This window comes from Exiguobacterium sp. 9-2 (assembly GCF_036287235.1).
Lineage (GTDB): Bacteria > Bacillota > Bacilli > Exiguobacteriales > Exiguobacteriaceae > Exiguobacterium_A.
In genome coordinates this window covers 2312898-2334487 of sequence record NZ_CP142850.1, presented here as the reverse complement: position 1 = coordinate 2334487, position 21590 = coordinate 2312898, and the positions used below count along the sequence as shown (strand labels likewise).

Here is a 21590-nt window from a genome sequence, read left to right as displayed (position 1 = left end):
AGACAGCGGACAATAGATCAGCTGTCTTTTGTTACATCATTCGTTCGAAAATTATAAAACAAACATTTAATAATATGGAATATTTCGGCAAAGAAACGGGTACTTTCTAATCAAGAACTTGAAAAGAAAGGTCATATGAACGTTGCTTCTTTTTGACTGGAGGTGCACGGATGGAAAGGTGTCAATTCATCACAGATGCCGCAACTTGGACGACACACGTACAGAAACAGCCTCTTGATATCTTCTATAGTCACCAATACGTCACGCTCAACGCTAGACCGTCTGAGCAAGCGGTATTATTTCTTTATGAAGGTCATGCAGGAACACTGTTTTATCCTTTTTTGAAGCGTCGTATTTTTGATACGCCTTATTCAGATCTCATTACCCCGTACGGCTATGGCGGACCGGAAATCATCGGTCGACTGACTGCGTCCGAGATCCAGCAGGCTCGTTTATCCTTTGAGAGGTGGGCGGAGCAAGAATCGATCGTCTCGGAAATGATCCGCTTTAATCCATTAACAGGTAATGAACGGTTTATGCAGGACTGGACAAAAGTTTCCTTCATCCGTCATACGACGAGTATTGATTTGCGTCCTTCACTTGAAGATATCATGCAGACATTTCATAAGAAGACGAGAAGCATGATTCGTAAATCGCTTGCTTCACCCTTAACCGTCAGAACAGGAACACGGGACGATCTACCTGTTTTTTTAGCGTTGTATCATGAAACGATGGACCGGAAGAATGCCTCGGCTCATTATTATTTTACCGCGACGTATTTTGAGCAATTGATGGAGACGAACCCACTTTGTGAGCCCTTATTACTGATGGCGGAAATCGACGGAAAAGCGGTTGGGGGATACTTCGTATTGCTTGGAAAAGAATACGCCCACGGTCATTTGATCGGCTGTAAGCGGGATGAAGAGAAGATGTTCCCGAATCAGCGACTTGAGTACGAAGCAATTCTTCAGGCAAAAGCACGAGGACTCGTCGAACAACATCTTGGGGGCGGGTATCAAGAACGGGATAGTCTTTTTGAGAGTAAATGCCGTTACACTGGATATCGACTATTTGAGTATCATCAAGGAAAATCCATCCTGCAGCCATCACTATATGATTTGCTCTGCGTACGATACGGATCAAATGCTGATTCCGATTATTTTCCGGCGTATCGACAAGCTGGTATTCAGGTGGCAACTAGTTAAATAGATAATGAGAGTATGAAAACGACTACATCGTGTAGTCGTTTTTTTGATATGCTGAAGTCAGGATCGATCAATAAAGGGGGAGTTATCGTGAAAAAACGCGGTCTGATTTTTGATATGGACGGGGTTATCTTAGATAGTGAGATTCGCTACTTTGAAGTGCATCAACAGATGTTCAAAAGGTTATCGATTCCGCTTGATCCGGTTCAGTATGCGACGTTCATGGGAAAAACAGGAGATGAAATGTGGGAAGAACTCGTCGCCCAGCATCAGCTGAAAGAAACAGCTAGTGCGTTGCTTGAGGAAGAACATCGCTTGTTTCAAATTCATGCAAAGCCGGAGGAGTGTGGATTAAAAAAAGGCGTCACACAAGTCATCGAACAAGCGGCGACTCTTGGTTACGATATCGGCATTGCTTCTTCGAGTTCACTTCAGAAAATCGAACGTGTCATCCGTCATTATGGGCTTCCGATCACGCACTACGTCAGTGGAGAAGAAGTCATCCGTTCGAAACCGGATCCCGCGATTTTTCGACTTGCGGCAGAGCGGATTGGACACGCACCCGAGAACTGTCTTGTCATTGAAGACGCTGCGAACGGGATGATTGGTGCGAAAGCAGCAGGCATGGAAGTGATTGCGCTTCTTGATGACCGGATGCCAACGCAACGCTTAGAGCAAGCGGATCATGTCGCGCAATCACACGCAGAAATCGAGGAAATTTTACGGAAGCGTTGACGCTTGAGGAAGAAACAGATTACACTAGAAAAAGATAGTCAAATGCATGGAACTGAAGTAGTAGGGGAAAGGTGCCGTCAAGAGAGCTGGTGGAAGGTGCGAACCAGTCGGTAACAACCGTGAACTCGTCAGGGAGCACGATTCGTGAAGTCGTAGTAGCGAATCCGGTCTTTCACACCGTTATCCGTGAATCAAGCGGTCTGTCATAGACAGACAACGTGGGTGGTACCGCGGAAGCCAAACCGGTCTTTCGTCCCTTTTCTTAGGGGCGGAAGACCGGTTTTTTTAGATTAGAGGAGGAAAAGACATGCCGTACAATCATCGCGAAATTGAACCGAAATGGCAGGCGCGTTGGGATCAAGACAACGCCTTCGTCACGACAGAAGATCCAGAAAAAGAAGGGTTCTATGCCCTTGATATGTTCCCGTATCCGTCAGGTGCTGGACTCCATGTTGGTCATCCGGAAGGTTACACAGCAACGGATATCCTCGCACGGATGAAGCGGATGCAAGGATACAATGTCCTTCACCCAATGGGATGGGATGCGTTCGGATTACCAGCAGAACAATACGCGCTCGATACAGGAAACGATCCACGCGAATTCACAGCGAAAAACATCGAGACGTTCAAGCGTCAGCTTAAAGAACTTGGATTCTCGTATGACTGGGATCGTGAAATCAACACAACGGATCCAAAATACTACAAATGGACGCAGTGGATCTTTACGAAGTTGTATGAAAAAGGACTTGCCTTCGTAGACGAAGTCGCAGTCAACTGGTGCCCGGCACTTGGAACTGTCCTTGCGAATGAAGAGGTCATCGACGGATTATCCGAACGCGGAAATCATCCGGTTGTGCGTGTTCCGATGCGTCAATGGGTCTTGAAAATCACGGAATATGCGGATCGCCTTCTTGAAGATCTGGATGATCTCGATTGGCCGGATTCTGTCAAAGAGATGCAACGCAACTGGATCGGGAAATCTGAGGGTGCTGAGATTGATTTCACGATTGATGGACATAAAAAACAAGTCACGGTCTTTACGACACGTCCGGACACGATCTTCGGTGCGACGTATCTAGTACTTGCACCGGAGCATCCATTCGTAACTGACATCACGACAGCGGATCACAAGGAAGCCGTCGATGCGTACATTTCGCAAGTCCAAACGAAGTCAGATCTCGAGCGAACGGATTTAGCGAAGGAAAAAACAGGTGTCTTCACGGGTGCTTTTGCGGTCAATCCGATCTCAGGCGATCGTCTTCCAATCTGGATCGCTGATTACGTCCTTGCTTCTTACGGAACAGGTGCGATCATGGCTGTTCCAGGACACGATGAGCGCGACCACGAATTCGCGAAACAATTCGACTTACCGATCGTTGAAGTCGTCGCGGGTGGAAATGTCGACGAAGCAGCCTACACAGGAGAGGGCGAACACGTCAACTCGCATATGCTTGATGGACTTGGGAAACAAGAAGCAATCGAGACGATGATCGCTGAACTCGAAACGAACCAAGTCGGTCGTAAAAAAATCACGTATCGACTCCGAGACTGGTTGTTCAGTCGTCAACGGTATTGGGGCGAGCCGATTCCAGTCGTTCATATGGAAGATGGTTCAATGAAAACACTCAATCAAGAGGAATTACCGCTTGAACTTCCAATCATTCCAGAAATCAAACCGTCTGGTACGGGCGAATCACCACTTGCGCTTGCTGAAGACTGGTTGGATTACACAGATCCTGAAACAGGAATGAAAGGCCGTCGCGAGACGAATACGATGCCACAATGGGGCGGAAGCTGCTGGTACTACCTTCGTTTCATCGATCCACACAATGAAGAAGCGATTGCGGATCCAGAAAAATTAAAATACTGGCTTCCAGTCGATATTTATATCGGTGGGGCAGAGCATGCTGTTCTCCATTTGTTGTATGCACGGTTCTGGCATAAAGTCTTGTATGATGCAGGCGTCGTACCAACAAAAGAACCATTCCAGAAGTTATACAACCAAGGAATGATCCTTGGAGAGAACAACGAGAAAATGTCAAAATCTCGCGGTAACGTCATCAACCCGGATGAAATCGTCAAGTCGCATGGTGCTGATACGTTACGTTTATACGAAATGTTCATGGGACCACTCGATGCATCGGTTGCCTGGTCTGAGAACGGTCTTGACGGAGCGCGTCGTTTCCTCGATCGCGTTTGGCGCTTGTTCGAACGGACAGCAGACATTCAAGACGTCACGGAAGTCGATGCTGACTTCGAACGGACATACCACCAGACCGTCAAGAAGGTCACGGAAGACTTCGCGAACATTCAGTTCAACACCGGGATTTCGCAACTCATGGTCTTCGTCAACGAAGCGAATAAACAGCCGGTTCTCCCGCGTCACTTCCTTCGTGGATTCATTCAATTGTTAACACCGGTCGCACCGCACCTTGGTGAAGAACTGTGGGAACAACTTGGCTTTGAAGAGACATTGACGTATGCGGCATGGCCAACATTCGATGAATCAAAACTTGTCAGCGATACGATGGAATTCGTCATTCAAGTGAACGGTAAAGTTCGCTCGAAAATCGAAATCAACATCGATGCGACAAAAGAAGAAATCGAAGCACTTGCCTTTGCTGATGAAAAGACACAAGAATGGATTGGCGACAAGACGGTTCGGAAAGTCATCGTCGTACCGAAAAAATTGATCAATATCGTGGCGAACTAAGCCATAACCCCTTTCATTCACTTGATGCGAATGGAAGGGGTTTCTTCATTTCCGTCGCAAGTCCGCTTTTTTTTTGAACGTCCTTCTGCTACACTGAATCAGAAACCGAGAAAGAAAGGCGATTATCATCAATGAAACGATCTTATATAGTCTATACAACGATTTTTGCTGTCGTTTCGGGGTTGATTCTTTGTATACTGCTCGTCTTCTCGAAGCCAGAGACGTTGTCACGTATTCAGGAAACGTTCGCGAAAATCGAGACGCAATCGAAGCATCAGGCAGCTGTCAAACAGGTGCCACCGAAAACGCCTTCAGCCATTCCGAATCCAGAAGAACCGTTAATTAAAAATGTTCAACAGATGTTATATGATGATTCCATAGGTTCGTACCTCGTCGTAACAGAGGACTACCGTTTCTTTGAAATCAGTGGAACTGGAGAACGCATCAATGCGACGTTTCAGTTGGAAGAAGGGAAACTCTTATTGTCTGGTCTTGACGGGATGACACTCGTTGACGGAGAGACAGTCGCTTTATTGACGTCGAATCAAATTCTAGTCACGATTAAACGAAAAGATGGCGTCTGGAGTGAAGAAAAACGCGAAAAAGTACAAGGGACGACGATTCGAGACAGTTTCCATGGTCTTGGATATGATGCGAAGAAAAAAGAATTCTATACAATCAATCAAATTCGCTCGATTGGTCGTGTTGAATTGACTTACTTTGCAATGAAAGAGGACAAAATCAAGATTGATCCAGATGCTTCGGAAAAGAAGAAGCGTGCCTTAAAGAAAAAGCAAAAACCACCGTACTTGTCGATCATCAAACGAGAGAAAATCGAAGCGGCGAGCGGAATGCGAAGTGATGCGAAAAAAGCATTTGAATCCAGATTCCGTCCGATTGGTCTTGCAGAACGGCAAGGTCGGATCTATACGTTAGACTCAGAAGCACTTTATCTTTATTCGATTGATCAGAAAGAGAAAACGATTACGGGGGAGACAGCGAGTCCGAAAGTGTATGGATCAAAAGGAATCTTTGTACAAGATAATGAATTGTTCGCCTTAGTCGTCACGGATAAATTCTCAAGTCGATCGTTCACACCGATTGACTGATGTAGAAAAAAGACCCGATTTCTCTGATTAACAGAGACAAATCGGGTCTTTTTTGTATTAAGAGACAGTGTCACGTGCCATCTCTGCAGCGTGACTACCGGCACAATGACCCGTCACGAACGCAGCTGTGATATTGTATCCACCTGTATAGCCATGGATATCAAGAATTTCGCCAGCGAAGAATAATCGCTCCGCCTTTTTCGACATCATCGTTTTGGGATCAATCTCTTTAATCGAGACACCGCCACCCGTGACGAAGGCCTTATCGAAATCGAGCGTTCCTGTTGCTTTGAGTGGGAATCGTTTCAATTGTTGCAGGAAGTCCGTCCAGTCCTGTTTCTTTACTTGTGTACAAACTTCATCGCCAAAGCCGATTCGAGCGAACAGGAGTTCAAGCAATCGTTCTGGTACAAAACCACGAAGGGCATTCCGAACCGATTTCTTCGGATTTGCCGCAAGTGCTGCCTGGAAGCGTTCTGTTAATGCACCAAGTGACTCATCCGGGAAGAGATCGATCGATAGATGAACGATCGTCTCTTTCGATCGTTTGCGCTCTTTGATCGTATATTGGCTACACCGTAAAGCGATCGGACCACTTAAACCGAAGTGTGTGAACAGTAGATCACCCGTATGTGTCTTGATTGCTTTGTCCTTTTTACCGTGAACCGTTAAGGCAACGTCACGCAACGACAGTCCTTGTAATGTTTTTTCATGAATGAACGTATCACCTAACAAAATCGGGACTTCCGTTGGGAAAAGTTCCGTGATCGTATGACCAGCTTTTTCAGCCCACGGATAGCCGTCACCCGTCGAACCCGTGTGCGGAACAGATTGTCCGCCGACCGCTACGATACAACTTTTTGCTTCAAGACGCATGCCGTTTTCTAAGATGACAGCTGCAAAAGAACCATCTGGATGGAAGTCGAGCGTAGCGACTTGCGCGTCTGTTTGAATCTCGGCGCCATGTGCACGGATTTGATCGATCAATACACGAACGACGTCTGCCGCCTTATCCGAGACCGGGAACATCCGACCGTTATCCTCTTCTTTGAGTGCGACACCAAATCCTTCGAACAAATCGATGATCGATTCATTATTAAATTGAGAAAAGGCGCTATAAAGGAAACGTCCGTTTCCTGGAATCGACTGGACGAGCTCATCGAGTGGCTTTCGGTTCGTGACGTTACACCGTCCGCCGCCAGAGATTGCGAGCTTTCGTCCTAATTTATTTCCTTTATCGAGCAGGAGCGTCCGGGCTCCGGCTTGTAAAGAGGCGAGCGTCGCCATCAAACCGCTCGGTCCGCCTCCGATTACGATTACATCGTACATAAGGTCACCTCATTCATAGAATTCTGCTTGTTTCACTTTAGCAGAAGTTGCGACTGTAAACAAACCGTCTCTTTCAATTCAAGATAGACAGCGGTATAATGATTTGCAATTGTGTACGAGAGAACTTGTATAATGAGACAGTCACGATTAGAGTGTCGATTTAAAAATTAGAAAGCGTGAGGGATGTTACCATGTCCACAGTCAGTAATAAGCAGTCTACTTCTTCCGGCAATGCAGGATTCGTTCGTGGAACGATGCTCCTGTCCGGTGCGTCACTGATTTCCCGCGCACTGGGTTTGATTTATCTCTTTCCGTTTCAGTTCATGGTCGGTGCGACAGGTATCATGTTCTATACCTATGCCTACAACTACTATGCGATCATGATTGGTCTTGCGACAGCGGGGATTCCTGTTGCCGTCTCGAAATTCGTCGCCAAATACAATGCGTTAGGAGAATATGATACGAGTGAACGTTTGTATCGGTCTGGTCTAAAAATCATGTCCTTGACCGGGGTTGTCTCTTTTCTCGCCTTATTCTTCCTTGCACCGTATTTAGCACACCGGGCGATTCCAGGCGGTGACGTCGATTCAGCCTCGTACGTCGATGCCGTCACGATGACGATTCGAGGGGTTAGTTTTGCGTTACTCTTGATTCCACCGATGAGTATGACGCGTGGATATTTCCAAGGGTATCAATCGATGGGTCCAACTGCGATTTCGCAAATTCTAGAACAAATCGTCCGCATCATCTTCTTACTCGTAGGAGTCAGCGTCGCCATCTATTTATTTGATTCAGGTGTAGCCTTTGCAGCGACGATTGCAACGTTCAGCGCATTCATTGGTGCAATCGGTAGTGTCGCGGTTCTCATCTATTACTTCCGCAAACGATCCAGTGGTTTACAAGAACTACGCGCTACACAAATCGTCCGTTCGCCGGATCGCCCGTTAACGGATTTGTATAAGGAATTATTGACGTACGCGATTCCAATCGTCATGGTCGGTCTTTCGACGCCGCTTTACCAAGTCATCGATCAGAACACGATGAATGCCGCGTTACAAAGTATTGGCTATACGCTCGAAGCTGCCGGAAATGCGACGGCCTATCTGATTGCGGATAGTCATAAGATCGTCTTGATTCCGGTCTCGGTCGCAACAGGCTTATCGTTGTCTGCGACGCCACTATTGACAGCTTCCTTCACGCAAGGAGATATGCGAAAAGTACGGGCTCAAATTTCGCAGATTTATCAACTCGTCTTCTTCGTGACGATTCCGGCAGTTGTTGGAATGATTCTCCTCAGTGAAGAAACGTTCCATGTGCTCTTTCCGAAAGATCAAGCAGCATGGGTCTATCTGTTGAGTTATGCACCAAGTGCCTTGTTCCTTGCCCTTTATTCAGTCACGGCAGCGGTCCTTCAAGGGATTAACCGTCAGTACTTTACGATCATCGCAACACTTGCTGGATTACTTGCGAAGTATCTTTTGAATGCACCGTTGATTCATTTGACGGGTGATGGAACAGGTGCTGGATATGCGACGATCATCGGCTATCTCGTTGCGACCGGTTTGATGTTCTTCCGGATCACACAAACGGTGAAGTTCCCATTCAGTACGGTCTTACGCCGGACGTCGTTGATCTTGATCATCAGTGCCATGATGGGAGCGGGTGTCGCGCTCGTCAAGTGGGGAATGGTATCCATCTTGCCAGAGACGACATGGGCGTCTCTATTGATTCTGATCGTAGGGGCAGCAGTCGGAATCGTGATTTTTGCAGGACTCTCGATTTGGAGTGGCTTAGCAGAAGTCGTATTAGGACGTAAAATTTCATTGAAACGAGGACGAGGTCATGCGTCTAGATAAATTGTTATCCAACATGGGAGCAGGCTCCCGAAAAGAAGTGAAGCTGCTGCTGAAGGCAGGGGCGATTCAAGTCGATGGAGAGATCGTGCGTGATCCGAAACAACATGTCGATGTCGAGACGCAACAGGTTCTGATGTATGGGGAACCGGTTACGTATCAAAAATACATCTACTTGATGATGAATAAACCACCGGGTGTCATTAGTGCAACAGAAGATAAACGAGATGAGACCGTCATTGATCTGTTGTTTGAAGACGTGACGTATTTCAAACCGTTCCCGGTCGGACGACTCGATAAAGATACAGAGGGTCTATTGCTGTTGACGAATGATGGGTCGTTTAATCACGCTTTAATGTCTCCAAAGAAACACGTCGAAAAAACGTATTACGCAGAAGTGACAGGAGTGTTGACGCAAGAAGACATCGAAGCGGTTGCGGCAGGCGTCACGTTAGAAGACGGCTACCGAGCAAAGCCGGGAAAACTTGTCATCTTATCGACGACAGAAACAGATTCAACGCTTGAGTTGACGATCACGGAAGGGAAGTTCCATCAAGTCAAACGGATGATGCTTGCGCTCGGGAAAGAGGTCACGTTCTTGAAACGGCGCTCGATTGGCCGCTTGGAACTCGATCCGGCACTTGCGCTCGGAGATTATCGTGAACTGACGCCAGCGGAACTGTCTTTGTTTGAGTGGCAACCTGAATAAGCAAAACGAAAAGGCGGTGGAATGAGCGTACATTCCATCGCCTTTTGTTATGGGTTTCGATTATTGATTACGCAATGCTTCTGCGATTGGATAAGGACCACTGAGTACTTCGAATACACGAGATTGTGTCGGATGATCGATCAAGTGAACGAATAATGCTGCGATATCGTCACGCGACACCTTACGATCTTCGTATGAATCGAAATGCTCTTTCGTTTCGACAGTGCCTGCCGGGTCGTCGTAGCTGAGTGGACCAGGACGTACGATCGTATAATTGAGTCCGCTTTCCTGGAGGTGTGCGTCTGCTGTTGCTTTAGATTCGAGATATACTTTCAATTCACCTTTTGGTTCTTCGGTACCTACTGAACTGAGCATCAGGAAACGATCGATACCGTTGGCTTTTGCTGCATCGATGACTTTAATTGCACCTTCTTGATCGACGGCGCGCGTCAATTCGTCTGATGCGCCACCAGCACCCGCTGCAAAGATGACGACGTCCGCATTACTGATGACACCACTGACATCCTTCGTCAAATCCCCAAGTCTGACTTCAGATGCACCGAGTGCAATCAAATCGTTGATTTGATTTTCTTCTCGTACGACCGCGATTGCTTGATGATCACCTTGTTTAGCGATCAATTCGACCATCTTGCGTCCAGTCGTTCCGTTTGCTCCAATGATTAAAATATTCATTCTTCTCAACTCCTTCTCCCAATAGCTATACCCCACGTTTTAAAAAAGATAACAAAAAAAGACGCGAAGAATCGCGTCATCGAAAGATATACATAGTGAAACAGTGGATCAACCCGCTTGCTTTTGTTTCTTGCTCGACGTCCATGTACCGCGTCGAGGGCTCACAATGAGATTGTTGTATTCGAGCACGTTCAAATCCCGCTGAACGGTCCTTGAAGTGATGCCAAACTCTTCAACCAACTCTGCTGTCGTAGTAGCTCCGTTCTCTTGGATGTAGAGATAAATCGATTTAATCCGGGTCAACATACGGTCTGTAGAATCTTTCATTGGTATAACCACTCCCCCAATGGATAGAATAGTGTTCTAAAGCTTCGGGTGACAAAAGACAATGCAATATCCAGTTGTTTCGCCTTTAGTATAACGTTTTGATGTTAAATTGCAAGTGATTTAACCGAACGTTTGCATAAAAAACATATTCAAACAGATTGTAAAGTCGATAATTGGAGTTTTAATATCGTTTAATGTTCGTTATTTAAACAAATAAAAAAGAAAACAGAATTTGGATGTTCGTATCTGAACGAATATTCGCTATACTAGAAAGGTGTATAGGAAACGAATTCAACCTAGAATGAAGGAGCGAAATCAGATGGTAAATTGGAAAGAAGAAGTACTCGCGCGTCGCGAGGACTTATTAGAGGATTTAAAAGAACTACTGCGGATTCCGAGTATACTTGATGAATCAACAATCGAAGAAGGTGCACCGTTTGGTCAAGAAGTCAAACGAGCCCTTGATTGGATGCTCGCGACAGGGGAACGAGACGGATTCAAGACAAAAAATGTTGATGGATACGCCGGACATTTGGAATATGGTCAAGGGGAAGAGTTACTCGGTATTCTTTGTCACTTAGACGTCGTACCAGCTGGTGGCGATCACTGGACATACGGTCCATTTAACCCAACGCTTGTCGATGGGAAACTGTATGCGCGCGGTGCAATCGATGATAAAGGACCGACGATGGCAGCTTATTATGCCTTGAAGATCGTCAAAGAACTCGGATTACCGCTCTCAAAACGTATTCGTTTGATTGCTGGAGGAGATGAAGAGAGTGACTGGCGTTGTGTGAATCATTACTTCAAACATGAAGAAATGCCGACTCTCGGCTTTGCACCAGATGCCGACTTCCCGATCATCAATGCGGAAAAAGGACTGTATGATGGGTTATTGATTCAAGGGAAACCAGCGCAAGCATCTGATACAGGCTACCATCTCGTTCGTTTTGAAGGCGGCGAACGTCCGAACATGGTTCCGGGTCATGCCCAAGCACTTCTTCGTGTCGTCGAATTGGGGACGCTTGAAACGGATTTCCATACGTATCTTGAAGAACAAGGCTTGTCTGGGACGGTCAAGCAAGAAACGGAAGGTCTCGTTCTTGATGTGAACGGTGTCGCAGCCCATGCGATGGAGCCGGATAACGGTAAAAATGCTGCCTTACATTTAGCACGTTTCCTCAATACGCTTCACTTGGATTATAACGGTAGTCGTTATATTCAGCTTGTCACGCACATGTTCCGTGATTCTCGCGGTGTAGCGATTGGTGTCGCTGCTTCAGACGAGACAGGTGACTTAACGATCAACGGTGGTGTATTCCGGTATGTAGAAGAGCAAGGAACAGCGTCGATCAACATCCGTTATCCTTATTCAGCAGACTTCACGGAACGCTTGCAAATCATCAAGGAAGCGGCAGCGGGATATGGCTTCGAGTTACAGACTCGAACACATATGACACCACACCATGTCGATCCGGATCATGAATTGATTCAGACACTGAGTGCCGTGTATGAACGTCATACGAACCAACCAGCTGATCTGATCGCTATCGGTGGTGGTACATATGCACGTTCGTTAACGGCAGGGGTTGCATTTGGACCAGTCTTCCCAGGTGGTCCTGAAGTTGCCCACCAAGTCGATGAATATGTTGATTTTGAAGAACTCTTGCTTGCTGTCGCGATTTATGCAGAAGCAATTTATGAACTCGCAAAATAATGACTGATGATCCCCCGCATCGTGAAGATGGGGGGATTGCTTCTTGAAAGGAAGTTCCGTGTGAAAAATCGTCAAACTTATCATTTCCAAGCGTTATATTTCTTTATTTTCTTTGGACAAGGTGCACTCATTCCGTATCTTGCGCTTTATTTTTCAAGCGATGCGTTCGGTCTGTCCGCTTCAGAGATTGGTACAATCGTTGCGATCGGACCGATTCTCTCTATTTTCTTACAGCCCGTTTGGGGCATCGCGGCAGATCGACTCGGAAAGCCAAAACGTCTCTTACTCGTTGCCATGCTCGCCGCTGGAGTATTTACATTGAGTTACTTACTGACGTCCGCTTATCTACTTTTACTGTTGATTTCATGTGTCTGGGCATTATTCCAGTGCGCGCATATTCCACTCGTTGATACATTAGCGATCGAATATACACGAAAACGTAAGGTAGATTATGGCGCCTTGCGTCTTTTTGGATCAGCTGGTTTTGCTTTAGCCGTCTTCATCCTTGGACAAATCACTGAGGAGGGTGGACTTGGTCTGATTTTTTATGCGACCGGTGCAGCGTGGGTTCTTGGTTTTCTTGTGTTGATCGGTATTGAAGAAACGGGGAACGTACACATTTCACATCAACAACAGGTACCGTTGAAACAACTCTTTTCGAATCGACGCTTCTTGTTATTCTTAGCGGGAGGGAGTTTGATCTTCGGACCGATCTTCGCCAATAACTATTACTTTGGCAGCTACGTCACGATTCGTGGAGAGACAACCGCGCTCGTCGGGACCTTGTTCTTCGTCGCCGTTCTGTGCGAAATCCCGTTCATGCGCATCGCTTCGCGTCTATTGTTACGATTCGGAGCGATTCCAGTTCTTGTCTTCATTTCCTTGCTGTCAGCTGCTCGTACGGCGATGATCGCATTAGAGCTTCCGATCGTCATGCTTTGGGTATTGTCTGCGATGCAAGGAATGATCGTCGGATTGTTGATCCCTGTTGCATTAGACTATGTTCGGTCACTCGTTCCAGAGACGATGGTCGCAACAGCTGTCAGTACATATATGGCAACGACGACAGGGCTAGCGACAGCGCTGTTTAACTTGATGAGTGGGTTTGTGCTAGACCAAAGTACAATCTATACCGTCTTTTGGGTATATACAATTAGCAGTATTCTTGGTGCCGTCCTGTACAGTGTCAGTGGTCGAATGAAGGAGTGAAGATACGATGAGACAGGAACGACACTTTTTCGTTGCTTTACCGATTCCTTCTGAAGATTTAGCAAATATCGCTAATCGTTTATCTCTATCTGATTACTTTCGAAATGTCTATACGTTAGAAGAGTACCATTTGACGCTTCGTTTTTTTGGCCCGCTGGAGGAAGAAGAACAACGATCGTGGAAACAGCAACTGCAGGAGATTGCGCGCACGATCGAACCTTTCGTACTTCGATTAGATCGTCTAATTACCTTTGGACAAAGGGAGCGACCACGTGTCGTCGGATTCGGAACAGAAGCAGAGGAATTGTTTCGATTAGTGCGTCTGATTGATCCAAGTGCGACTAAACCATTCGTTCCGCATGTCACGATCGCGAAGAAGTGGCGCACGGAGGCGGAAGAATGGACGACGAATCCGATACAACCGGTGGAATGGACTGTTCGTGAACTTATTCTGTTTGAAGTACGACCAGGCGTTTCGCCGCGATATGAACCGGTTTACCGGATTCATCTAGGTAAAGAGGAATGAGGTGATCCACATCGCAATCTTGATGAAACTATATGACTTAGATAGTCGATTTGAAAAAAATCCGCTTGAGATGACAAAACGGTTCGGTGAACATCAGGCGCTTGATTACGCTCATGTCTATCGTAGATGGGAGGCTGGAGAATTATTTCCCGGGGAAACGCTCATCCGTCCGAAGAAGTGGTGGCAAGTGATGAAAAAAAGCGAAGTCATTCAACTTCCGGGTAAACAATTATCTCGAAGAGCGTTTGATAAATGGTACAAAAAACGTCTCGAGTTACAAAAATTATTAAACGTCACTGGTGGAGCGGGCGAAGAGGACATTTGGCGGATTCCGTTAAAACGTCATTTAGACTTTTATCAGATGTTACACCTCTTGAATGAACAGTATGCAATGTTTTATCGCACCGTCATTCAATATCAAGTCGGGGAAGTCGAATTGAGTCCGTTCGTCGTCGGTCCATCCGCGATTTATATCATGGAATGGCTTGACGGTGACGAAAGTATCTATCATATCCGGCGAGATAAGTTGTGGCGGGAACAACCGTTCAAGGCATCCACAAAACAAATTTTGAATCCGAACATCGGTTTAAAGCGGACGGAAGATATTCTACGAGTCGTACTTGGGCGAGATTATGTCTTGCCGATCGAACGAGTCATTTTAGCACCTTCAGGTTATTTTGATCAGATTCCAAAAGAGACGACGACGACTTACGTCAATAAAGTCGAGTTTCCAAACTGGCTGCAACGAATGAATGCAAGTGCGCCGCATACAAAAGCGTTTCAGATGCGGGTGTGTGAAAAAATCCTAAAAGAGACCGTATCGATCCCGTTTCAAATGGCAATTCTAAGTGAAGGGCAGTCAGGAATTCAAGAGTAGGGGAGGAAGCGACGGCATTGTCGTTGCGAAAGACATGACGAACCAAGAGGTGGTAATACCGGTGATCCGGGCAGAGTTCTCATCGTTTCGAAGCATCCGAGTCGAGGTCGAAGGCAATCCGTCAATCCACTGGTCGCTTGAATGTGATGGGAAACCGCTTGAAATTCAACAGACCGAAACGCATCGAGAGGAACAGTTCGTGATTTATGAGTTAACGGTTCTTGAACCAGTCGAGTTAGAATGCCGCTATGAGGTGTTCGGAGCAGGCAGGTCAATCCGTGTCGTTCCTGATCGATTAGTTCGGACGGAAGCGTTCGAGCGAAAGTACCGTTACGAAGAGAAGCTCGGTGTCTGGGAAGAAGACGATACGTATCATTTTGCTGTCTGGTCGCCTGTCGCAGAGCAAATCGTGTGTATCGTATACGATCAAGATGAACAGGTACTCGGAAGACACAAGATGGAGCGACAAGAGCAAGGTACCTATCACCTTCGACTTGGGCAAGAATCAGCAGAACGATGGTACCGCTATGAAGTGACGACGTACGTTGGCACACATGAAGTCGTCGATCCATACGCTCATGCGATATCGGAGAACGGTCGTTACGGTGTCATCGCCGACGTTGAACAGACGATTTCCGAGTGGTTTCCAAAGCGAGTCGCGCGTCCTCTGTTCGTCAAACCGTCGGACGCTGTCATCTATGAAGCAAATATTCGCGATTTTACGATTGATCGTTCCGCTGGTTCAAGTCATCCAGGACAATATGCAGGGGTGGCGGAACGTGGAACAGTTTCTTCTCGTGGACATGCGACAGGTCTTGATTATCTTCTTGATCTCGGGATTACGCATCTGCAGCTGTTACCGGTCCACTTCTTCGAAACGACCGATGAACGAACAAGGTCGCCATATAACTGGGGATACGATCCGATGCTTTGGTTCGGATTAGCTGGGAGCTACGCGAGTTCGGTCGCACCGCTCGTTCGCGTCCGAGAATACGCGGATATGGTGGAGCGACTCCATGAAGCAGGGATTCGTGTTACGTTCGATGTCGTCATGAACCACGTTTTTGTTCGGGAGCGTTCCTCTCTTGAACAGCTCGTTCCGGGTTATTATTTCCGTTACGAAGTAGACGGCACGCTCTCAAACGGAACGGGTGTTGGAAACGATACCGCATCCGAGCGATTCATGATGCGTCGACTCATCGTTGATTGCTTGACGTACTTTGCTCGTGTCTACCGCATTGATGCGTTTCGATTTGATTTAATGGGCATTCATGACATTGAGACGATGAATGAAGTACGTGCAGCACTCGATGCGATTGATCCTACGATTCTTGTGTATGGAGAGGGCTGGGATCTTGCGACGGCGTTGCCGGAACGATTCAAAGCGATGAGCGCCTCGGCTGCGCAAATGCCGCGAATCGCTCATTTTAATGACGTGTTCCGTGATGCCTTGAAAGGATCGACGTTCAGTGCATACGATCGAGGATTCGTTGCCGGAGACGGATGGAAAGAAGGAGAGGTCCGAAACGGGATTGCGGGTAGTGTTCATATCGATAACCAAACGTATGGACGTTTTCCGGAACCGACGTATTCGATCAACTATGTCGAGGCGCACGATAACCATACGCTGTACGACAAATTGAAGATCTCCTGTCCGGAAGCAGACGAACTTCAGTTATTACGGATGAGTCGATTAGCTCAAACGATCGCTTTGCTTGCGCAAGGCATTCCGTTTCTGCATGCGGGTCAAGAGTTCTTGCGTACGAAACAAGGTGTCGAAAACAGTTATAATGCATCGGACGAAATCAACCGAATGGACTGGGAACGCCGGGATGATCATCTCTCACTCGTTACGTATATCAAGACGATTTTACAAATTCGTAGAATGCATGGCGGATTCCGTCTACACCGGGCGAATCAGGTTCGAGAACTGCTTCGTTTCATCAACTTACGTCCGGGTGTCATCGCCTACGAAGTCGAAGCGATCCATTCGTACGATGCGTGGCAACGCACGCTCGTTGTCTACAATACGACGCACGAAATCGTGGAAGTCTCACTCGATCACTCGCGCTGGAATGTACATGTCCAAGGGGATGATGCCTCGGTCGACCCGCTTCTGAAAGGTGTCGATAGGATTCAAGTCCTTCCGTTGTCAACGACGATTGCGACGTGTTAAGATAAGCATTGTGCCTTAGGCAAATCTACTAAAAAAGTTGAGCGGATTATAATGGAAATAGATATTTTAGATGCGCTTGGCGAAGGCTGGACCCTTACGCCAGCAGGTGGAATCACAGGAGAAGCGTACATCGCTTCAACCGGACAATCAAAATTGTTCTTAAAACGAAATTCATCGCCGTTCTTGGCGATTTTATCCGCGGACGGAATCGTCCCGAAATTATTATGGACGAAACGAATCTATAGCGGGGATGTCATCAGTGCGCAACAATTCATTGAAGGCGACGAGTTGGAGCCGGAAATGATGGAACGTCCGGAAGTGGCGCGTTTGCTTGGGAAAATCCATGATTCGAAGGAATTGCTGTTCATGCTACAACAGCTTGACCAACGTCCGATCGAGCCTGATGAGTTATTGCGCCAATGTCACTTATATTTTCAACCAGAAGACTTAGAGAATCCAGAACTGGTAGAACTTGCGATGGATTATCTCGAACGAAATCTGGAGCAAGTAAGAACGGATGAACAAGTCGTCTGTCATTCAGATCTAAATCATAATAATTGGTTGACGGGAGCGGACGGTCAACTCTACCTGAACGACTGGGATGATGCGATCATTGCCGACCGTGCGTATGACCTCGGGATGATGTTATACAGTTATGTCGATGAAGCGGCTTGGCCCGAATGGTTTGAGCATTATGGTCATCCGTTGACGAATGATCTGAAACAACGAATGCATTGGTATGTCGTAGCGCAAGCTGTATTATCCTTGTATTGGTATGAAGATATGCGTCATCCGGATGTCGAGGACAGCTATCATTTTCTAGAACAGTTACTTGAATACTCGAACGACTAAAAAGCGTGTCATTCCGAAAAGGAACGACACGCTTTTTTGATTAACCTTCTGCGATTTTAATCTCTTTTTCAATATCATGACTTTCAAGATCCGCCGACCGATACGCTTCAGTCGTTGGTAAACGTAAATCAAGCTGCGGTTTTTCTTCGAATGTGACGGTGACGTTCTTGACCGTGTAGTCAAAGACATGGCCTCCGCCCGCGCGTTCAGCATCGATGAAATGAAGATGATATCCAGCGACGGCGATACCGTGACCGAACCGTGGTGTGTAGTAACCGGCGAGTGTTCCTTCCGTTTGTTCGAAAGTACGCGCGCTTTGAGAGGCGACAGCTTCCGTGATTGGAACGAACGGTTTCTCTTGACGTGCGACGGTACGTGTCTGCACCTCTGTGAACGTTCCATCAATTCGAACGGCATAAAAACTATTGATCGTCGGTAGTTGTTCATTCAACCAGTGTTCGAATTCCGATTTTGACATCTCTTCTGTCACGGAGAGCGTTTGCTCTGGCACGAAACGGGTCAATGTCGCAAACGGCGTTGTCGTCTCAGGCTGAAGTGGCCGAGCGCTACCGTCTGAACGGAGCTGGTAGAACTGACCATCAAAACCAATCATCTCACCATCCAAGTGGTCGAACGTTCCGATACCAAAATTTCGTTGATCAAGAACGGACGCGTATGTGACTTCACTCTCGAATACTCCGTCGAGCAGTGCCATCATCGTTGAAATCTGGACGAGCGTTTTATCGTGTGTCATGTGAATCCTCCTCAGTTCAATTGATCGAGATGAACTTGTTCTCCGAGCGCGATGTTGTCGCGATAATCAATCGGAACATCGACGATGACTGGTCCTTCTGTCGCGAGTGCTTCATCCATGATTGCGGCTAGTTCAGATGGATGATTGACGCGTAATCCTTTTGCTCCGAAACTCTCAGCATATTTGACGAGATCGACGTCACCAAATGACGTACCGGATTTCCGTTTGTATTTCATCTCTTGTTGGAACGCGACCATGTCGAATCCGCTATCACGCCATACGAAGTGGACAAGTGGTGAGTTCAAACGAACAGCTGTCTCAAGTTCCATCGCCGAGAAGAGGAATCCACCATCACCTGAAATCGAGACGGCCTTCTTACCAGGACGTACGAGTGTTGCTGCGATTGCCCAAGGAAGCGCGACACCAAGCGTTTGCATCCCATTACTAAAGAGAAGGTGACGTGGTTCGTACGAACGGAAATGACGTGCCATCCAAATATAGTGAGAACCAACGTCGACTGTGACCGTGACATCATCCGCAATTTTTTCACGTAACGTCTTCATGAAATAGAGTGGGTGCGTCAACGGAGAATCCGCGACAGGAGGAACATCGCGATCGACAAGACGTTGATGTAATCCTTCAAGGAATTGAGCTGAACTTTCAGGTAATGTGAGTGGTTGCAGGCGCTCGGCGATTGCATCGACCGTTTTCGCCATATCACCGACAAGCTCGCGGTCTGGGCGATAGAAGTGGTCAATTTCAGCACGCATTTGATCAATATGGACAAGCGTCCGGTCGTGCGTCGGTTGGTTCCAGAATTTCGGATCATAGCCAATTGGGTCATAGCCGATCGAGAGGACGAGATCCGCTTCTGCGAGCAGTGCATCTCCCGGTTGATTACGGAATAGTCCGACGCGTCCATAGAAATTCGATTCAAGCTCACGTGATAATGTGCCGGCCGCTTGGAACGTCTGGACGACAGGAATCGAGACGTGTTTGAGCAGGGAACGAATCGCATGTACGACGTCCGGCTGACTCGCACGCATACCGAGCAACAAGACAGGTAGCTTCGCATCTTGGATCAAACGAGCTGTTTCTTCAACCCAAGCTTCTGGTGCAACACCGAGCTTCGGTGATTCAACCGCACGGAATGCCGTGACGTTCGCTTCGCTCAATCCGACGTCTTGCGGGATACTAACGAAAGCAGCCCCAGATGTTGTTTCCGCTGTTCGGAAAGCATTGGACAGTACTTCTGGAATATTATCGGCATCTTGCACTTCTGCACTGAAGTTCGTAATCGGTGTAAAGAGTGCCTGATTGTCCATGGACTGATGTGTTCGTTTTAAGCGGTCTGCTCGTGTAACGGCTCCGGCGATTGCGACAACTGGGTCACCTTCAGAGTTTGCTGTCACAAGACCTGTCGCTAAGTTTGATGCGCCTGGGCCAGATGTTACAAGTACAACGCCTGGTTTGTCTGTCAAGCGACCAATGGCTTGAGCCATGAATGCAGCATTTTGTTCGTGACGTGCAACGATGAGTTCAGGTCCCCGATCCTGTAACACATTGAAGACGGAATCAATTTTGGCGCCAGGAATACCAAAAATGTAATCTACACCCTGTTCGATGAGTGAATCGACGACTAAGTCTGCACCTGTTTTCTTCTGTACTAGTTCTTTTGAATCACTGTTTTTATTTTCGTTCATTACAATTCTCCTTTTTACCAACGTTTTTTGGTGTTCGATAGCTGTAATAAATAATCTGTTTCGAAAAAAGTATACATCTGTTTCATGGTAAATCCAACCTAAATTCGTTTAGAGAATAAAAAAAGTACCTTGTGTACGATTACACAAGGTACAGAGATTGCGCTTATTCAACGTCGACTTTTCCGAAAGTCGCCCAGACGAATAAGGCACAGATGCCCATGACGAGAACGATGGGGGAGCCCCAAGCAATCAAGAAGTCTTCCATGGTATAGCCCTCCTTTTTAGTTCTTACGTACCTTTAGTGTAGTAGATTGCTCACTGTTTCTCAAGTGACGAACTGCTGAACATTCTTCAATCGGGATTGAAGAAGTTCTTATATAATTACCCGAATCATGATAAACTTATCTGCGGATAATTTAAGTTTGGAAAGGATGAACGATAGTGCGTTTACGACATAAACCATGGGCACAGGATTATATGAAGGAACAATCCTCGATCTATATAGCAGAACCAGCATCCCTGAAAGGAAACTGGGCGACAGAGTTTAAAAATGATAATCCGATCTACATCGAAGTGGGGTCAGGAAAAGGAGCCTTCATTACAGGGATGGCAAACCAACATCCGGAGATCAACTTCATCGCGATTGAACTTTTTGAGAGCGTAGCAGTGACGATCGTTCAAAAATTAGTAGAGGCTCCACAAGCAAATGTTCGTGTCTTGACGGTCGATGCGAAAGATTTACGTGATTACTTCGAAAAAGGTGAAGTAGCGCGCGTTTATTTGAACTTCTCGGATCCTTGGCCGAAGACACGCCATGCGAAACGTCGTTTGACGTATAAAACGTTCCTCTCAACGTATGAAGACATCTTACCTGCGAAAGGACAAATCCATTTCAAGACTGACAATCGAAAGTTGTTTGAATCGAGTCTGATGACGATGTCGGCATACGGTATGCGTTTTGACTGGATGTCGCTTGATCTACATGCGAATGAACCGGAGGATAACGTCCGGACAGAGTATGAAGAGCGCTTTTCTTCAATGGGTCAACCAATTTATCGGATGGAAGCAACATACCAAAATTAATTTAGACAAAAAGTTTTCTT

19 protein-coding genes and 1 other annotated feature are annotated in these 21590 nt (G+C 46.8%); of the genes, 13 read left to right on the top strand and 6 right to left on the bottom strand.

What is annotated here, in order from left to right; genetic code table 11:
* The first annotated feature begins 170 nt into the window (after positions 1–170).
* The 4 genes from VJ374_RS12260 to VJ374_RS12245 all read left to right on the top strand — a co-directional run bounded on the left by VJ374_RS12260 (position 171) and on the right by VJ374_RS12245 (position 5762).
* Positions 171–1205, top strand: a complete 1035-nt coding sequence (locus tag VJ374_RS12260; RefSeq protein ID WP_329468889.1) for a peptidoglycan bridge formation glycyltransferase FemA/FemB family protein — start codon at positions 171–173, stop codon at positions 1203–1205.
* Between the two features lie 90 nt (positions 1206–1295).
* Positions 1296–1940, top strand: coding sequence for an HAD family hydrolase (locus VJ374_RS12255; RefSeq protein WP_035406128.1), 645 nt, complete (start codon positions 1296–1298; stop codon positions 1938–1940).
* A 38-nt stretch (positions 1941–1978) separates the two neighbouring features.
* Positions 1979–2201 (top strand) — a binding site (T-box leader).
* A 46-nt stretch (positions 2202–2247) separates the two neighbouring features.
* Positions 2248–4653 carry a leucine--tRNA ligase gene (gene leuS / locus VJ374_RS12250; protein WP_329468887.1) on the top strand — a complete coding sequence of 802 codons (2406 nt, stop codon included), beginning with the start codon at positions 2248–2250 and terminating at the stop codon, positions 4651–4653.
* 131 nt (positions 4654–4784) lie between these two features.
* Positions 4785–5762 carry a hypothetical protein gene (locus VJ374_RS12245; protein ID WP_035406133.1) on the top strand — a complete coding sequence of 326 codons (978 nt, stop codon included), beginning with the start codon at positions 4785–4787 and terminating at the stop codon, positions 5760–5762.
* Between the two features lie 57 nt (positions 5763–5819).
* Here VJ374_RS12245 and VJ374_RS12240 read toward each other — a convergent pair whose 3' ends face one another.
* A complete protein-coding gene (locus VJ374_RS12240) occupies positions 5820–7091 on the bottom strand; it encodes a BaiN/RdsA family NAD(P)/FAD-dependent oxidoreductase (protein WP_035406136.1) in 1272 nt (423 codons plus the stop codon).
* Positions 7092–7282: 191 nt separating this feature from the next.
* On the opposite strand from VJ374_RS12240, the gene VJ374_RS12235 reads away from it, so the two are divergent.
* Both VJ374_RS12235 and VJ374_RS12230 read left to right on the top strand, forming a co-directional pair.
* Positions 7283–8947, top strand: coding sequence for a putative polysaccharide biosynthesis protein (locus VJ374_RS12235; protein ID WP_329468885.1), 1665 nt, complete (start codon positions 7283–7285; stop codon positions 8945–8947).
* The gene (locus tag VJ374_RS12230; protein WP_056062750.1) at positions 8934–9653 is read left to right on the top strand and encodes a pseudouridine synthase; all 720 of its coding nucleotides are present in this window, start codon (positions 8934–8936) and stop codon (positions 9651–9653) included. The genes VJ374_RS12235 and VJ374_RS12230 overlap by 14 nt, the downstream gene beginning before the upstream one ends.
* A 60-nt stretch (positions 9654–9713) precedes the next feature.
* Here the strand turns inward: VJ374_RS12230 and VJ374_RS12225 are convergent, their stop codons facing one another.
* On the bottom strand, positions 9714–10346 hold the full coding sequence (locus tag VJ374_RS12225; RefSeq protein WP_035406145.1) for an SDR family oxidoreductase: 633 nt from the start codon (positions 10344–10346) through the stop codon (positions 9714–9716).
* A 108-nt stretch (positions 10347–10454) separates the two neighbouring features.
* Positions 10455–10673 carry a DeoR family transcriptional regulator gene (locus tag VJ374_RS12220; protein WP_023469095.1) on the bottom strand — a complete coding sequence of 73 codons (219 nt, stop codon included), beginning with the start codon at positions 10671–10673 and terminating at the stop codon, positions 10455–10457.
* A gap of 319 nt (positions 10674–10992) precedes the next feature.
* Between VJ374_RS12220 and pepV the strand changes: the two genes are divergently transcribed.
* The 6 genes from pepV to VJ374_RS12190 all read left to right on the top strand — a co-directional run bounded on the left by pepV (position 10993) and on the right by VJ374_RS12190 (position 18030).
* On the top strand, positions 10993–12390 hold the full coding sequence (gene pepV, locus VJ374_RS12215; RefSeq protein ID WP_329468882.1) for a dipeptidase PepV: 1398 nt from the start codon (positions 10993–10995) through the stop codon (positions 12388–12390).
* Between the two features lie 60 nt (positions 12391–12450).
* Positions 12451–13599, top strand: a complete 1149-nt coding sequence (locus tag VJ374_RS12210; protein ID WP_290752119.1) for an MFS transporter — start codon at positions 12451–12453, stop codon at positions 13597–13599.
* A gap of 7 nt (positions 13600–13606) precedes the next feature.
* The gene (thpR, locus tag VJ374_RS12205; RefSeq protein WP_329468879.1) at positions 13607–14125 is read left to right on the top strand and encodes an RNA 2',3'-cyclic phosphodiesterase; all 519 of its coding nucleotides are present in this window, start codon (positions 13607–13609) and stop codon (positions 14123–14125) included.
* 1 nt (position 14126) lies between these two features.
* Complete coding sequence (locus tag VJ374_RS12200; RefSeq protein ID WP_329468876.1) at positions 14127–15002, top strand: hypothetical protein; 876 nt, start codon at positions 14127–14129, stop codon at positions 15000–15002.
* Between the two features lie 61 nt (positions 15003–15063).
* Positions 15064–17178: a type I pullulanase gene (gene pulA, locus VJ374_RS12195; RefSeq protein ID WP_313586019.1), complete on the top strand. Its 2115-nt coding sequence runs from the start codon at positions 15064–15066 to the stop codon at positions 17176–17178.
* Between the two features lie 51 nt (positions 17179–17229).
* Positions 17230–18030 carry a phosphotransferase family protein gene (locus tag VJ374_RS12190; protein WP_056062733.1) on the top strand — a complete coding sequence of 267 codons (801 nt, stop codon included), beginning with the start codon at positions 17230–17232 and terminating at the stop codon, positions 18028–18030.
* Between the two features lie 40 nt (positions 18031–18070).
* On the opposite strand, the gene budA is transcribed toward VJ374_RS12190, so the two are convergent.
* From budA to cydS, 3 genes are all read right to left on the bottom strand, one after another.
* A complete protein-coding gene (gene budA, locus VJ374_RS12185; protein WP_035406157.1) occupies positions 18071–18784 on the bottom strand; it encodes an acetolactate decarboxylase in 714 nt (237 codons plus the stop codon).
* An 11-nt stretch (positions 18785–18795) separates the two neighbouring features.
* Positions 18796–20487: an acetolactate synthase AlsS gene (gene alsS / locus VJ374_RS12180; RefSeq protein ID WP_308101851.1), complete on the bottom strand. Its 1692-nt coding sequence runs from the start codon at positions 20485–20487 to the stop codon at positions 18796–18798.
* 163 nt (positions 20488–20650) lie between these two features.
* On the bottom strand, positions 20651–20752 hold the full coding sequence (cydS, locus tag VJ374_RS16000) for a cytochrome bd oxidase small subunit CydS family protein (protein ID WP_414651135.1): 102 nt from the start codon (positions 20750–20752) through the stop codon (positions 20651–20653).
* Positions 20753–20928: 176 nt separating this feature from the next.
* On the opposite strand from cydS, the gene trmB reads away from it, so the two are divergent.
* The gene (trmB, locus tag VJ374_RS12175; protein ID WP_035406161.1) at positions 20929–21570 is read left to right on the top strand and encodes a tRNA (guanosine(46)-N7)-methyltransferase TrmB; all 642 of its coding nucleotides are present in this window, start codon (positions 20929–20931) and stop codon (positions 21568–21570) included.
* Positions 21571–21590 lie beyond the last annotated feature (20 nt).

Coding starts and splice junctions, on each gene's coding strand:
- VJ374_RS12220 (WP_023469095.1), bottom strand. CDS start 10,673: ATGAAAGATTCTACAGACCGTATGTTGACCCGGATTAAATCGATTTAT.
- pepV (WP_329468882.1), top strand. CDS start 10,993: ATGGTAAATTGGAAAGAAGAAGTACTCGCGCGTCGCGAGGACTTATTA.
- leuS (WP_329468887.1), top strand. CDS start 2,248: ATGCCGTACAATCATCGCGAAATTGAACCGAAATGGCAGGCGCGTTGG.
- VJ374_RS12230 (WP_056062750.1), top strand. CDS start 8,934: ATGCGTCTAGATAAATTGTTATCCAACATGGGAGCAGGCTCCCGAAAA.
- thpR (WP_329468879.1), top strand. CDS start 13,607: ATGAGACAGGAACGACACTTTTTCGTTGCTTTACCGATTCCTTCTGAA.
- VJ374_RS12240 (WP_035406136.1), bottom strand. CDS start 7,091: ATGTACGATGTAATCGTAATCGGAGGCGGACCGAGCGGTTTGATGGCG.
- VJ374_RS12245 (WP_035406133.1), top strand. CDS start 4,785: ATGAAACGATCTTATATAGTCTATACAACGATTTTTGCTGTCGTTTCG.
- VJ374_RS12235 (WP_329468885.1), top strand. CDS start 7,283: ATGTCCACAGTCAGTAATAAGCAGTCTACTTCTTCCGGCAATGCAGGA.
- VJ374_RS12190 (WP_056062733.1), top strand. CDS start 17,230: ATGGAAATAGATATTTTAGATGCGCTTGGCGAAGGCTGGACCCTTACG.
- alsS (WP_308101851.1), bottom strand. CDS start 20,487: ATGAACGAAAATAAAAACAGTGATTCAAAAGAACTAGTACAGAAGAAA.
- VJ374_RS12260 (WP_329468889.1), top strand. CDS start 171: ATGGAAAGGTGTCAATTCATCACAGATGCCGCAACTTGGACGACACAC.
- budA (WP_035406157.1), bottom strand. CDS start 18,784: ATGACACACGATAAAACGCTCGTCCAGATTTCAACGATGATGGCACTG.
- VJ374_RS12225 (WP_035406145.1), bottom strand. CDS start 10,346: ATGAATATTTTAATCATTGGAGCAAACGGAACGACTGGACGCAAGATG.
- cydS (WP_414651135.1), bottom strand. CDS start 20,752: ATGGAAGACTTCTTGATTGCTTGGGGCTCCCCCATCGTTCTCGTCATG.